Annotated in this window: 12 protein-coding genes; 3 read left to right on the top strand and 9 right to left on the bottom strand. The window is 68.9% G+C overall.

Translation table 11 applies throughout. The features are described 5' to 3' along the window. Positions 1–190 precede the first annotated feature (190 nt). On the top strand, positions 191–1,222 hold the full coding sequence (locus tag ACWIE7_RS06575) for an alpha/beta hydrolase (protein ID WP_454068835.1): 1,032 nt from the start codon (positions 191–193) through the stop codon (positions 1,220–1,222). Between the two features lie 5 nt (positions 1,223–1,227). Continuing rightward, entirely contained in the window at positions 1,228–2,628 is a 1,401-nt protein-coding gene (gene mtr / locus ACWIE7_RS06570) for a mycothione reductase (RefSeq protein ID WP_454068834.1), read from the top strand. Positions 2,629–2,706: 78 nt separating this feature from the next. Here the strand turns inward: mtr and ACWIE7_RS06565 are convergent, their stop codons facing one another. The 8 genes from ACWIE7_RS06565 to dxr form a co-directional block, all read right to left on the bottom strand. Then, positions 2,707–4,185, bottom strand: a complete 1,479-nt coding sequence (locus ACWIE7_RS06565) for a flavin-containing monooxygenase (RefSeq protein ID WP_454068833.1) — start codon at positions 4,183–4,185, stop codon at positions 2,707–2,709. A gap of 104 nt (positions 4,186–4,289) precedes the next feature. After that, positions 4,290–5,165 (bottom strand): type I methionyl aminopeptidase, encoded by an 876-nt coding sequence (map, locus tag ACWIE7_RS06560; RefSeq protein WP_452099028.1) that lies wholly within the window; start codon positions 5,163–5,165, stop codon positions 4,290–4,292. Positions 5,166–5,277: 112 nt separating this feature from the next. Beyond that, on the bottom strand, positions 5,278–5,421 hold the full coding sequence (locus ACWIE7_RS06555) for a hypothetical protein (protein WP_452099029.1): 144 nt from the start codon (positions 5,419–5,421) through the stop codon (positions 5,278–5,280). Then, positions 5,421–5,858, bottom strand: coding sequence for a hypothetical protein (locus ACWIE7_RS06550; protein ID WP_454068832.1), 438 nt, complete (start codon positions 5,856–5,858; stop codon positions 5,421–5,423). Before ACWIE7_RS06550 ends, ACWIE7_RS06555 begins: the two co-directional genes overlap by 1 nt. Before the next feature lie 144 nt (positions 5,859–6,002). Then, positions 6,003–6,857 (bottom strand): GNAT family N-acetyltransferase, encoded by an 855-nt coding sequence (locus tag ACWIE7_RS06545; protein ID WP_454068831.1) that lies wholly within the window; start codon positions 6,855–6,857, stop codon positions 6,003–6,005. 3 nt (positions 6,858–6,860) lie between these two features. After that, on the bottom strand, positions 6,861–8,009 hold the full coding sequence (ispG, locus tag ACWIE7_RS06540; RefSeq protein WP_454058354.1) for a flavodoxin-dependent (E)-4-hydroxy-3-methylbut-2-enyl-diphosphate synthase: 1,149 nt from the start codon (positions 8,007–8,009) through the stop codon (positions 6,861–6,863). 136 nt (positions 8,010–8,145) lie between these two features. Then, on the bottom strand, positions 8,146–9,378 hold the full coding sequence (locus ACWIE7_RS06535; protein ID WP_452099032.1) for a M50 family metallopeptidase: 1,233 nt from the start codon (positions 9,376–9,378) through the stop codon (positions 8,146–8,148). Positions 9,379–9,381: 3 nt separating this feature from the next. Further along, complete coding sequence (gene dxr / locus ACWIE7_RS06530) at positions 9,382–10,545, bottom strand: 1-deoxy-D-xylulose-5-phosphate reductoisomerase (protein WP_452099033.1); 1,164 nt, start codon at positions 10,543–10,545, stop codon at positions 9,382–9,384. Positions 10,546–10,710: 165 nt separating this feature from the next. Here dxr and ACWIE7_RS06525 point away from each other — a divergent pair, with 165 nt between their 5' ends. Beyond that, positions 10,711–11,064 carry a DUF2631 domain-containing protein gene (locus ACWIE7_RS06525; protein ID WP_454058327.1) on the top strand — a complete coding sequence of 118 codons (354 nt, stop codon included), beginning with the start codon at positions 10,711–10,713 and terminating at the stop codon, positions 11,062–11,064. 82 nt (positions 11,065–11,146) lie between these two features. On the opposite strand, the gene rlmN is transcribed toward ACWIE7_RS06525, so the two are convergent. Beyond that, entirely contained in the window at positions 11,147–12,256 is a 1,110-nt protein-coding gene (gene rlmN, locus ACWIE7_RS06520; RefSeq protein ID WP_452099035.1) for a 23S rRNA (adenine(2503)-C(2))-methyltransferase RlmN, read from the bottom strand. Positions 12,257–12,281: the final 25 nt, after the last annotated feature.

Genomic DNA, 12,281 nt, shown 5'->3' with positions numbered 1-12,281 from the left:
CCGTCGTTCCGTGCTTTGCCACCTGGTCTGCAGTCACCGGCTACCCTCGCTCGTTGGTCGTGGACCCGAATTTCCAGTCGTCGCGGACCCCGGCGGGAGCCCGCGACCTGAGGGCTACAAGACTACTCACGGCCCGACCGGCAGGGCACACCGGTCCGGGGGCCCGCCATACCGGACTAGGGTGGTCGCCGTGTCCAGTTCCGCTTCTGATCCCGCCGGGCGCTCCGGATCCGCCGCCGAGTGGACCCCCGACCTTCTCGGCCCGGCCTACCGACGTCGTGAACTGCCGCTGGGGATGGACCCGGACGGCGAGGGGCCGATCTCTGCCACGCTGGTCCGGCACGAGGAGGCACCTGCGGATCCGGTCGCGGTCGTACTCGTGGTCCACGGGTTGTCGGACTACTTCTTCCACACGCACCTGGCGGAGTTCCTCGCCGCGCGGGGCATCGCCACCTACGGTGTCGACCTGCGCAAGTGCGGCCGCTCGAGGCGGGAGGGGCTGACGCCGCATTTCATCACCGACCTGGACAGATACGACGACGAGCTCGATCAGTCACTCGCGGTGATCGCCTCCGAACAACCCGGACTCCCTGTCGTCGTCGCCGCACATTCCACGGGCGGCCTGGTCGTTCCCCTGTGGCTCGCCCGCCGGCGTGACGGCGGTCGGCTCGACCCCGTCGTGGGACTGATCCTGAACTCGCCCTGGTTCCAACTCGATGTCCCGGACCGGACTCGAAGGATCCTCGACCCGGTCATCCGGACGATCGCCTCGGTGCGCCCCTACTACCGGCTCCCCCTGCCGTCCTCGGACCTCTACGTCACGAGCACGCACGCGGAGCACGACGGGGACTTCCACTACGACGTCACGCTCAAGCCCCCGGGTGGGGTTGGCGTACGTGCAGGATGGCTGGCCGCCGTCCGACGGGCCCAACGGCGTCTGCAGCGCGGCCTCGACCTGCCGCTGCCGGTCCTCCTGCTCCGGTCCACGGCCTCGTCGGTCGGCAGGCGCGGCGCGCGTGTCGACGTGGACACCGATCTCATCCTCGACGTGCGCTCGATGGAGCGTTTCGCCGACCGGGTGTCCGCCGAGGTCACCGAGGTGCCCGTCGAGGGAGCGCGGCACGATGTCTTCCTCTCCCGGCCCGACGTTCTCGAGGTGGTCTTCGACCGCCTGGGGACCTGGCTGGACCACACCCTGTCCTCACCCACCAAGGAGTTCTGACCCCCATGACGCAGACCCCCTCGCGCCACTTCGACCTCATCGTGATCGGCACGGGCAGCGGCAACTCGTTGATCGACGAGTCCTTCGCCGACAAATCCGTCGCGATCTGTGAGAAGGGGTCGTTCGGCGGCACCTGCCTCAACGTGGGCTGCATCCCGACCAAGATGTTCGTCTACGCGGCGGACACCGCGACCTCCGTCGCGCACGCAGGGACCTACGGCGTCGACGCGACGTTGGACGGGGTGCGCTGGCAGGACATGGTCTCCCGGGTGTTCGACCGGCGTATCGACCCCATCGCCTCGAGTGGCGAGGACTACCGGCGACACCGGTGCGAGAACGTCACGGTCTACGACGGTCACGCGACCTTCGTGGGACCTCGCACCATCGACACCGGCACCGGCGAGATCATCACCGCCGATGAGGTCGTGATCGCCGCCGGCGCGCGGCCGTCGATCCCCGAGATCGTCACGGCGTCGGGCGTGGCCTACCACACCAGTGACGACGTGATGCGGATCCCCGAGCTGCCGCGGTCGATGGTCATCCAGGGCTCGGGGTTCATCGCGTGCGAGTTCGCCCACGTGTTCTCGTCGCTGGGAGTGGAGGTCACCGTCATCGGCCGCTCGGACGTACTTCTCAAGCACCTCGACCGCGAGCTCGCCGAACGGTTCACCGAGAGTGCGCGCGGCCACTGGGACGTCCGGCTCGGGCAGCACATCACCACCATGACCGCCACCGGTGAGGACAACAGGGGCGTGGAGATCACGTTCGAGGACGGCTCGACCTGCGCGGCGGACTCGCTGCTGGTCGCCACCGGCCGCACCCCCAACGGAGACCTGTTGGGGCTCGACTCCGCCGGGATCGCCATGGACGGCGACCGCGTTCAGGTGGATGAGTTCGGTCGCACCTCCGCCGAGGGCGTGTGGGCCCTGGGCGACGTGAGTTCGCCGTTCCAGCTCAAGCACGTCGCCAACCACGAGCAGCGTGTGCTCGGACACAACCTGCATCACCCCGACGACCTGCAGCCGTTCCATCACACGAACGTCCCGTACGCCGTGTTCACGTGGCCGCAGATCGCGTCGGTCGGCATGACCGAGGACGAGGCGCGTGCGGCCGGCCACGACATCACGGTCAAGACCCAGGATTACGGCGACGTGGCCTACGGCTGGGCGATGGAGGACTCGGTCGGCTGCTGCAAGCTCATCGCCGATCGGTCAACCGGCCACCTGCTGGGTGCCCACATCATGGGTGCCCACGCACCGTCCCTGATCCAGATCCTCATCCAGGGCATGGAGTTCGGGCTGACCGTGCCCGACATGGCCCGCCGCCAGTACTGGATCCACCCCGCGATGGCCGAGGTCGTCGAGAACGCGCTCCTCGGCCTCGACTTCCCCGACCGCGGCTTCTGACGCAGCCCGAAGGGCCGGCACGCCGTCTGGTGTGCCGGCCCTCGCCATTGCCCGCGGCCAACGCCGCCGCGGCCCGGGTCAGCCCACGACGAAGTCGGACGGGTCGAGGTTCCTCAACTGCTCGCGATAGCGGAACGTGAAGCTCGGCCACTGCAGTGAGTTGCGTCCGCTGGAGTCGAAGTACCAGCTGGAGCAGCCCCCCTCGTTCCACACGGTCTTGGCGAGCTCCCGGTCCATACGGTCGGCGTACTCGGACTGCACGTCTCCGCGGACCTCGATGGTCTTGTGGCGCGCCCGGTCCGACAGGTCGAGCAGCGTGCCGATGTGCTCGGCCTGGGACTCGAGCATGTACACGATCGACGAGTGCCCGAGGTTCGTGTTGGGCCCGTACATCAGGAACAGATTCGGGAAGCCGGCGACCGTGACACCGTTGTGTGCGCGCGGACTGCCGCCCCAGTGCTCGGCCAGAGTACGACCGTCCGAGCCGGTGACGACCCGCGAGATGGGCGGCTCGGACGGCTGGAAACCGGTGCCGAAGATGATCACGTCGGCGGGGATCTCGGTTCCGTCGCCGGATACCAGCCCGGTCGGCGTGACCGCAGACGCCGCGTCGGGTACGAGCGTGACATCCGGCCGGGTCAGGGCGGGCAGCCACCTGCTGGTCAGCAGGATCCGCTTGCATCCGATCGAGAAGTCCGGGGTGAGTGCCTTACGCATCTTCCGGTCCCGCACATGGAGGAACAGGTAGAAGCGCGCGAACATCTCGTAGAACCGGAGGAGGAACTGCGCACGGGTGAAGACGACCACGTACAACTCGCGCCCGAGGTAGATGCGCCCACGCACGATCCGCTGCAGCAGCGGGATCCGCGAATACCACCGCCGCCGGGACTCGGAGATGCTCCGGTCGAGCCGCGGGAGGACCCAGCCCGGCGTCCGTTGGAACACGGTCAGGTGTCTGGTGGTCGGTGCGATCTCCGGGACGAACTGGACCGCGGATGCCCCCGTGCCCACCACCGCCACTCGTTTGCCCTCGAGCGGGAGGTCATGGCGCCACTGCGCGGAGTGGAAGACCTCTCCCTCGAAGTCCTCGAGCCCGGGGAGATTCGGAACGGAGGGTGCGGAGAGCGCTCCGGTGGCCGCGATGAGATGGCGTGCACGGATCCGCCCCCTGCTCGTGTCTACGACCCACTGGGAACTCTCGGCATCCCATTTCGCCGATTCCACCTCACACGAGGTCACGAGGCGGTCCCGCAGTCCGATCCGGTCCGCCACGGACTTCAGGTACGCGAAGATCTCCGGCTGCCGCCCGAATGAGTGCGACCAGCCCGGATGGGCGTGGCGGGACAACGAGTACAAGGCCGTGGGCACGTCGCAGGCACAGCCGGGGTACGTGTTGTCGCGCCAGGTTCCGCCGACCTCCTCGGCCCTTTCCAGCACGAGGAAGTCCCGGCCACGGCCGTCGCCGAGCAGCCTGTCAGCCATCGCGATGCCGCCGAAGCCGGCTCCCAGGACGAGGAGGTCGATCTGGTCCACGGGTCCGCTGGGGGTGTCGATCATGGTGGACAGTATGCACCCTGTTGTCCACTGGCGGGAGGACTTAGTGGGACATACGTCCAAATCGAATTTCGGGCCTCCTCGAGGGCCGTGCGACGAGCGGGACCTCAGCGTGCGGAGGGCAGCGTCAGGATCTCGTACCCGTCCTCGGTCACCACGACGGTGTGCTCGAACTGCGCGGTCCAGGCCTTGTCCGCGGTCGTCACGGTCCAGTCATCGTCCCAGACGTCGAAGCCCGGACCACCGAGCGAGATCATCGGCTCCACGGTCAATGTCATCCCCGGCTCGAGGACCTCGGTCCGACTCGGGTCGTCGTAGTGGAGAACGACGAGACCGTTATGGAAGGTGGGGCCGACCCCGTGGCCGGTGAACTCCCGCACGACCGTGTAATCGAATCGCCGGGCGTACGACTCGATGACGCGACCGATCACGTTGACCTCACGGCCCGGCCGGATGGCCTTGATCCCCCGGTTCATCGCCTCGCGGGTCCGCTCCACGAGGAGTCGGATCTCCTCGCGGGGCTCACCGGCGAAGAACGTGGCGTTGGTGTCGCCGTGCACGCCGTGGATGAAGGCGGTGACGTCGACGTTCACGATGTCGCCGTCCTCGATGACCGTGCTGTCCGGGATACCGTGACAGATCACCTCGTTGAGCGAGACGCAGGACGACTTGGGGAACGCCTTGTAACCGAGAGTCGACGGGTAGGCACCGTTGTCGCACAGGAACTCGTGCACCACGCGATCGACCTCGTCGGTGGTGGTCCCGGGGGCGACGGCCTCGCCGGCGAGCACCAGCGCGTCCGCGGCGAGCCTGCTGGCCACCCGCATGGCCTCGATCACCTCGGGCGGCTGCACCCACGCCTCGCCGTTCGCCTCGTCGACCCGGTCTCGCCACGCGTACTCCGGGCGCGGGATGGACTCGGGCACGGTGCGAATCGGGGTCGGCGTGCCGGGGACGAGGGGCGGACGGGTCGAGGCGGTCATGCCCCAAGGATAGGCGCGTTCCCGGGACCCGGCCGCACGCCCTCCTGCGACGAGACCCGGAACCAGCGGCATCCGGTCGTGACCGGACGGACACGGCCGGACGCGAGTGGGGTCACCAGATCACGAAGCACACCGAGGCGATGATCACCATCAGTCCGAACAGGACCATCGAGATCACCTCGCCCCGCGAGCTACCCGCCGGCTGCTGCCCGCTCCGGGGCTCGACCTCGGTGTCCGGGTTCTCGTGCGACTCCATCACATCACCCCCATCCGGTGGAGCTCGGAGACCATCGCCACCCCGAGGATGACGAACACGACGGCCATGAAGCCCGTGTACACCCAGCGGCGAGGGTGGTCCGCCATCCAGAAGCGGCGCACACTCACGACGCCGTTGACGACCGCGATCACGCACAACACGATCCCGATCGGCGCCGCGACCCAACCGGAGAGGCTGAGCAGCGGGACGAGGATCGGGATCAACAGGTAGGTGATCAGACACCTCACGGCGGAGACGAGCACCGACGTCCGGAACGCACGGTGGGCGCCCGTGCTGGCGGACGAATCGAGTCCGTCGACGCGCAGCAGGCGCCGCATCACCCGGTCCGCTGCGGCATCCGACCGGAATCGCGGGTCACCGGCAGCTGCCCCCGCGTCGTGTTCCGGAGTGGCGCGATCGGTCTCGGGCGCGGTCATCGGCGGTGGCACCTTTCGATGTCGACATCCGGGGCTGCGTGATCACTGCTCGAAGACCACTCGGCGTCGACGGGTTGACGGTTCGACTCGATTGTCCCACAACACCCCGGGACCGCCGAAGGCCCGGATCGTGCGGCCCACCCCTCACAGGAGGATCGTCGCGTAGTCGACCACGTCGACCATCCCGACCCGACGGTACGCCGCTCGCGCGGGCGCGTTGGAGCCGTTGACCACCAGCGACGGGGTCAGCCCGCGGGACTGGAGGGCGCTACAGACGGCGGCCGTGCCACCGGCGCCGAGCCCTGTTGCCCGGAGCGCCGGCTCGACCCACACTCCCTGGATCTGCGCCACGCGCGGGGAGACCGCGGCGACGTCGGCCTTGAAGTACACCCGGCCCCGGTCGACACCGACCCAGGTTCTGCCGCGCGCCACTGACCGCGCCACGCGCCGCCGGAAAGGAGCGCCGGCGCCCACGGCGAACGGGTCGGCCAGCAACTCCTCCCGATACATGTCCGCGGCGGCCGCGAGTACCGGGTCGAACTCCTGCAACGTGGCGGGTCGGATCCCGTCCAGGACCAGGGCCGGATCGACCGGTGACCCCAGCCTCATCAGGAACTGCGCCGTCCGGTGCTCTCGGGCGGGGCCCCAGCCACATCGCAGCGACGGCCACAGGAGCGCGACCTGGTCCCGACGGCCGTGTACCGACATCGGTCCGAAACCCATGTCGACCACGGCGCGGCCGAGCGCCGCGTGATCTTCGGCGGCCCCGGTGATCGGGAGAACAGAGTTGCCCACGAACACCAGCGATCGTTCCGGCCCGCCACGGGTGAGGAAGCGACCGTCCGCTCCCCCGGCGACGCGCGAGAGCATGAACTTCTCGGCGGCCGGAGCAGACACGTAGGGATCGGCGGCGAGTACGCGCGAGACCGCGGCGGACTCTCCGGGTCCGACCTCCCGGCAGTCACCGACCCCGGAAGGTGGGGCAACCGTGTCGGTCACGGCCTATCGCGTGACCTTGACCTGGGGGCCCTGGCCCTCCGCGGCCTCTCCGACGGGCTCGCCCATCTCCTCGGCGATCCGCATGGCCTCCTCGATCAACGTCTCGACGATCATCGCCTCGGGGACGGTCTTGATGACCTCACCCTTGACGAAGATCTGCCCCTTGCCGTTTCCGGATGCCACGCCGAGATCCGCCTCACGGGCCTCGCCCGGGCCGTTGACGACGCAGCCCATCACGGCGACGCGCAGCGGGACGCTCATGCCCTCGAGGCCGGCCGTGACCTCATCGGCGAGCTTGTAGACGTCCACCTGCGCGCGCCCACACGACGGGCAGGAGACGATCTCGAGCTTGCGGGGTCGCAGGTTGAGCGACTGAAGAATCTGCGTGCCGACCTTGATCTCTTCGGCCGGAGGTGCGGAGAGGGAGACACGGATGGTATCGCCGATGCCCTCGGAGAGCAGTGCCCCGAACGCCACGGACGACTTGATGGTGCCCTGGAACGCCGGGCCGGCCTCGGTCACGCCCAGGTGCAGTGGGTAGTCGGTCCGGGCCGCGAGCTGACGGTAGGCCTCCACCATGATCACCGGGTCGTTGTGCTTGACCGAGATCTTGATGTCACCGAACCCGTGCTCCTCGAACAGTGAGGCCTCCCAGACCGCGGACTCGACCAGTGCCTCGGGGGTGGCCTTGCCGTACTTGGCCAGCAGACGCGGATCAAGAGAACCGGCGTTAACGCCGATCCGGATGGGGATCCCGGCGTCCCCGGCCGCCTTGGCGACCTCCTTGACCCGCCCGTCGAACTCCTTGATGTTGCCCGGGTTGACGCGCACGGCCGCACACCCGGCATCGATCGCCGCGAAGATGTACTTCGGCTGGAAGTGGATATCCGCGATCACCGGGATCGGGGACTTGCGGGCGATGGTCGCCAGCGCGTCCGCGTCCTCCTGCCGAGGACACGCCACCCGGACGATGTCGCAGCCCGACGCCGTGAGCTCGGCGATCTGCTGGAGCGTCGAGTTCACGTCGTGGGTCTTGGTGGTGGTCATGGACTGGACCGAGATCGGGTGGTCGCTGCCCACACCCACCTGTCCCACGAACAGCTGACGGGTCTTCCGACGCGGCGCCAGGGCGGGCAGCGGCGCGTCGGGCATTCCCAGACCGACGGGGATGGAGGACGAGTCGTTCACGTGAAGGGCCTTCCTTAGGGGCTTGGCAGCCGGATGCTGATGAGTCCCGCCCGCCATTATCCGGGTCGGGGCCACCGCGTGCGAGCAGGAGTCGCCGGGATCACCCGGTCAGCAGGATGGGGTTGACGAAATCAGCGGTGATGACGATCGCGGACACGCCGATCAACAGCACGAACACGGTCATGGTGACCGGGGCCAGCTTCTCGTAGTCGGCCGGCCCGCCCGGGGCCAGGCCGCGGAGGCGGCGCAGGGCATCCCGGATCTTCTCGTAGAACACGACCGCGACGTGGCCGCCGTCGAACGGGGTGAGCGGGACCAGGTTGAAGGCGCCGAGGAACAGGTTGAGCCCGGCCAGGAACAGCACGAACAGCCACCACGCGCCCTGCTCGGCCGCCTGCCCGCCGATATGGCTCGCGCCGACGACCGAGACCGGCGAATCCTCGGCCCGCTCGGCCCCGAAGATCGACGCCGCCACAGCCGGGATCTTGGACGGGAACGAGATGAGCCCCTGCACGGTCGCGTCGACCATGTCCCCGGTGAACGCGATCGTCGCCGGGACCGCGCTCCACACGTCATAGGTGTTGACCGTCTGATAGGCGGGATCGTCCAGGATCTCCTGCGGGATCCCCTCATCCGAGAGCCGCACACCGAGCGCACCGCGCTCCTGCCCGTCGACGGTGGACGAGGTCAACGTCGCCGTCGTCGTCGTCTCCTCACCGCCCCTGGCCACGACCACCGGCACGGTCTCGCCGGGTAGCCCCGCGATCTCCTCCGACAGATCGGCCCAACTCGATACCGGCACACCGTCGACCGCGATGATCCGGTCGCCGGGGAGGATCCCCGCCGCGCCGGCGGGGCCCAGCCCCGGTCCACACGCAGGCTCCCCCGCCTGCCCGGCCGCGCAGGTGTCCCCCACGACCGCCGCCACCCGATCGGTCGGGATCGGCTGCACATCCCGGTTCACCAGACCCCACCCGAGGGCCACGCCGTAGAACAGCGCGACCGCCAGGAGGATGTTCATGGCCGGCCCGGCCAACAACACCGCCACGCGCTTCCACCACGCCTGCCGCCACATCGCCCGGGGCTCGTCCTCGGGAGACAACTCGTCGTACGCCGTCATTCCCGCGATGTCGCAGAACCCGCCGAGCGGGACGGCCTTGAGCCCGTACTCGATCCCACCACGGTTGGTCGACCAGACGGTCGGGCCGAAACCGACGAAGAACCTGCGGACCTTCATCCCCGACCACTGCGCGACCTTCATATGGCCGAACTCGTGCAGCACGATCGACAACATGATCCCGAAGGCGAACAGGATGATCCCCACGACCAACACGACTCAGCCCTCCAGCCCGGTCACGAGCGCGGCCGCGTGACGGCGCGCCCACGATTCAGCAGCCACGACATCGTCCAGATCCCGGGGGTCGGCGGACCACTCGTCCGCCGCCTCGACCGTCGCTGCGACCACGTCGACGATCTCGGTGAAACGGATACGCCCGTCGAGGAAGGCCGGCGCGGCCTCCTCGTTGGCGGCGTTGAAGACAGCCGTGCGCAACCCGCCCGCCGCCCCTGCGGCACGCGCCACGGAGATCGCCGGGAACGTCACCTCGTCGACGGGCTCGAACGTCCAGGTGTGCGACCGCGAGAAGTCCAGGGGCGTCGACACCCCCGCGATCCGCGTCGGCCAGCCCAACGCCAACGCGATAGGCAATTTCATCGACGGCGGCGATGCTTTGGCCACTGTCGCGCCGTCGACGAAGGTCACCGCCGAATGCACCACCGACTGGGGATGGACCGTCACGTCGATCCGGTCATACGGCACCCCGAACAGCAGGTGCGCCTCGATCAGTTCGAGGGACTTGTTGACCAGGGTCGCTGAGTTCAGCGTGATCATCCGGCCCATCTCCCAGGTGGGGTGCCGGAGGGCCTGCGCCGCTGTCACGTCCGCTAGTTCCGCACGACTCCGGCCACGGAACGGGCCACCCGATGCGGTGAGCACGAGCGAAGCCACCTCGTCGGATGTGCCGGCACGTAGGCACTGGGCCATCGCCGAGTGCTCCGAATCGACCGGGACGAGCTGCCCGGGCGCGGCCCTGCCCGTCACGAGCGCCCCGCCGGCGACGAGCGACTCCTTGTTCGCGAGCGCCAGCCGGGCGCCGGTGTCCAGTGCGGCGAGGGTCGGCCCGAGACCGATCGACCCGTCGATCCCGTTGAGGACGACATCGGCCTCGACCTCACGGACGAGCCTTGTGGCGGCCTCCGGGCCGTCGAGCACCCTGACCTCGGGGAACTGTGCCCGGACCTTCTCCGCGGCGATCGGATCCGACACCGCGACGGCCTCGGCCCCGGTACTGCGGATCTGGTCGGAGAGCAGGTCCACGCGGCCACCGCCCGCGGCAAGACCCACCACCAGGAAGCGGTCGGGGCCGGACTCAGAGGTCACCTCGAGGGCCTGGGTACCGATCGATCCGGTACTGCCGAGGACGAGAACACGCGTGGTCACCCTGCCATTGTCCACATCATCGGTGCCTGGTGCCGCATCGCGGCACCAGGTGTGTGGGGCGACACGGGCGGGTTACCCGTCGGCCGCCCGACCCGGTGTGACAAACTGGGTCCGATGTCGGCGGCCCGCGGGGCTGCCAGCGAGCCGTGAGGAGAACCGGGGAGCATGAGCGCGGACGGACACACCAGTGCAGAGGTCGTCGTGGACGGGGTCAGCTCGCTCGACGAGCCGTCGGTCGAGTGGGGCTGGCACAAGCACAGCGCGAAGGTCGGCTGGGCGGTGGGAGGCTTCTTCGTCCTGTTCCTGCTCGGCATGCTCTTCGGCAACCACATCGGCAACGTCGAGAACATCTGGCTGGTCGCGATCGCCGCGTTCCTGCTGATCTGGATGATCCTCTCGCTGCGCCCCAAGAAGGACACCTACGCCAAGTCGCACAAGGTCTTCTCGGTCCCCTCGGACCACTACGCCGTGGCCGGCGGTGTGGCCACCGGCGCCATCGCCGCCTCCGGCACCAACTGATTCCGGAACCACACCCGGCTGACGAGGGCCGCCCCGCTCGAAGCGGGGCGGCCCTTGTTCTGGTCGCTGAGGCGGCGGCGTGTCACTCCTCTGCGGCGAGCTGGCCGCAGGCGGCCGCGATCTCCTGCCCCCGTGTGTCACGGACGGTGCAGGACACGCCCGCTGCACGAACCGCCTCGACGAACGCATCCTGCTGATGCCTGGGGCTGGCGTCCCACTCACTCCCCGGGGTCGGGTTCAGGGGAATGAGGTTCACGTGCGCCATCGCGCCCAGGCGCTGCGCGAGGAGACGGCCGAGCATCTCGCCCCGCCATGTCTGGTCGTTCACGTCACGGATCAGCGCGTACTCGATCGATACGCGACGACCGGTCGCATCCGCGTAGTGGCGGGCGGCGTCCATGACCTCCGAGACCGGCCACCGGTTGTTGACCGGCACCAGCGTGTCGCGCAGCTCGTCGTCCGGAGTATGCAGCGACACGGCGAGGGTGACCTGCAGGCCTTCCTCGGCGAGCCGGTGGATGGCCGGAACCACGCCGACCGTCGACACCGTGACCGCGCGCTGGGAGAGCCCGAATCCCGACGGAGGCGGCGAGACGATACCCCGTACCGCGGTGAGCACCCGCTTGTAGTTGGCCAGCGGCTCCCCCATCCCCATGAAGACCACGTTCGACAGGCGGCCGGGACCGCCCGGGATCTCGCCGTCGCGCATAGCCCGGGCGGCCACCCGGACCTGGTCGAGGATCTCCGCCGCGGACAGGTTGCGTTGGAGGCCGCCCTGCCCGGTCGCGCAGAACGGACATGCCATGCCACATCCGGCCTGGCTGGAGATGCAGACCGTCGCCCGATCCGGGTACCGCATCAGCACACTCTCCACGAGCGAACCGTCGTGGAGCTTCCACAGTGTCTTACGCGTGGTGCCCTCGTCGGTGGTGATATGCCGCAGTGAGGACGTCAGGGGCGGAAACAGCTCGTCCGCGACCCGATCGCGCAGGCTGGCGGGGAGGTCGGTCATCTCCCGCGGGTCCGCCTCGAGACGACCGAAGTACTGATTTGCCAGCTGCTTGGCGCGGAACGCCGGGACCTCCAACTCCGCCATCGCCTCCGCCCGACCCTCGGCGTCGAGGTCGGCGAAGTGACGAGGGGGCAGCCCGCGGCGGGGCGCATCGAAGACGAGGGGAAGTGGTTCAGCCATGATGCGGCCATTGTGTCAGAACCGA

The sequence above is a fragment of the Dietzia sp. NPDC055343 genome, assembly GCF_053645265.1.
The sequence above is the reverse complement of the archived record's forward strand: the minus strand, read 5'-3'. Positions and strand labels throughout refer to the sequence as shown.